The 2,011-nt window shown below is 55.3% G+C and carries 1 protein-coding gene; it reads left to right on the plus strand.

Annotated features, from left to right (window positions below):
* Positions 1-1,912 (plus strand): IS1634 family transposase (locus JEY82_RS19655; RefSeq protein WP_304089032.1); only part of this gene is annotated, 1,912 nt, incomplete at its 5' end.
* Positions 1,913-2,011: the final 99 nt, after the last annotated feature.

The following is a 2,011-nucleotide window of genomic DNA, read 5'->3' on the forward strand; positions in this document are numbered from 1 at the left end:
CAGCATGTTTGTACAAACCATTCCCGAGAAGAAAACGGGCAGAACTCTCATCGTATTCGTCGAAGGATATCGTGAGAGGGGGAAAGTGAAGCAGAGGCATATCAGGAGGATCGGCTATCTCGACGAGTTCGAGCACCTGTATGCCGACCCCATCGCGCATTTCAAGCAGGTGGCAAAGAAGGAAACCGCCGAGATGAAGGAAAAGGATAGACCCATCACAATCGAGCTCGCCCCAGAAGCCCTGCTTCCCTTCAGCAAGGAAACCGATGCCTATGACTGCGTGAAGAACATCGGCTATGCCGCGGTCAGCAAGGTTCTCTACGAGCTGGGCATCCCCAAGTTCATCGATTCGCGCAGGAAATACCTGAAGCTCAGCTACAACCTCACCGAAGTGATGAAGCTGCTCGTCTATGAGCGCATCCTGCACCCGGACTCCAAGCGGGCAACCTGGTTCGGCAAGGGGCGGTACTTCGACAAGATGGATTTCGACCTGAATGCAGTCTACCGTTCGCTGAGCATATTCAACTCGTACAGGGACGACCTGATGGTGCATCTGCACAAGGTCATGGTGGAACGCTTCGGGCGGGACACCACCCTCCTGTTCTATGACGTGACCAACTACTATTTCGAGATCGAGGATGAGGACGGGTTCCGCATGAAGGGGGTCTCCAAGGAGAACCGACCCCTTCCCATCGTGCAGATGGGGCTCTTCATGGATGAAAAGGGGCTGCCTGTCGCCTACGAGCTCTTTCCAGGCAACACCAACGACAGCAAGACATTCCCGCCGATGAGCCAGAAGGTGCGTGAGAAGCTGCATTTGGTGCATCTGGTCTTTGTGGCCGACAAGGGCATGATGAGCGGCACCAACGTTGCCGAGATCATCACCAACCACAACGGCTATGTGTTCAGCAAGTCGGTGAGGAAGGCAAAGCAGACCACCAGGGACTACATCAGGGCCCAGGATGGGTATGTCCGTTATGACGGCAACGGCAACGAGATCGAGGCAACAGACCTCACCACCGAGGTTTCCTTCATGTACAAGATATCCAACGGGGTAACCGACCTGAATGTCGATGATGTGGACGGCGAGAAGCGGAAGGCGAAGGGCATCGGCCAGTATGAGATCATATTCTGGAGCCGCAAGTATGCGAAGCGGGCCAAGCTGGAGCGGGCCAATGCTGTGGAGCGCGCCATGGCGGCCTCCCACACCAAATCAAAGGACGTCGTCGACAACAACCATGGCAAGAACAAGTACCTGAAGACCGTCATCAAGGATCCCAAGACGGGCAAGGCGATGGACAAGTATGATGCCCAGGTGCAGTTTGACTTTGCCAAGCTCGATGAGGACGAGAGCCTGGACGGCTACTATATACTGGAGACGAATGTGGTCGGCTGGAGGCCCCTTCATGATGCGAAGGGTAAGGGGACCGGGGAGTTCGAGGGGGATTTTGGAAAGGAGAACAGGTGGCTGGAGAAGGAGGGGCGGTTCCAGCTCAACCGGATGGTCGGGCCGACAGACATAATAGAGATGTACCGGGGGCTGTGGAAAATCGAGGAGTCTTTCAGGGTCACCAAGACCGAACTCCAGGCAAGGCCGGTGTACGTTTCCCGGAAAGACCGCATCCAGGCGCATTTCCTCACCTGCTTCATCTCGCTGCTCATTGTGAGGATCCTGGAGCAGAAGCTCGGCGGCGAGTATTCGACCGAGCAGATGCTGACAAGCCTGAGACAGGCAAATGTGGCACAGCTGGATGAGCGCCATTTCCTGACGCTCTACTATGACCGGTTGCTCCAGTCACTGAAGGAGAAGCTCGGCATCGAGTTCGGCAGGAACGTGTATACCAAGGAGAATATCAAGAAGATGATGGGTAATGCCAAGAAGGCAGGTCCCCCTGCACAGGAGAAGCTATGATGCAAGACGGAGAATTGCTGTTTGAGGTCGTCCGTGGTGGAACCCTGTATAAGGATGTCATAAAGCTGTATGAGCTTGGCAAGGTCGCGGGCCTTCAGG

Source organism: Maridesulfovibrio ferrireducens (assembly GCF_016342405.1).
In the GTDB taxonomy this organism is placed as follows: Bacteria; Desulfobacterota; Desulfovibrionia; order Desulfovibrionales; family Desulfovibrionaceae; genus Maridesulfovibrio; species Maridesulfovibrio ferrireducens_A.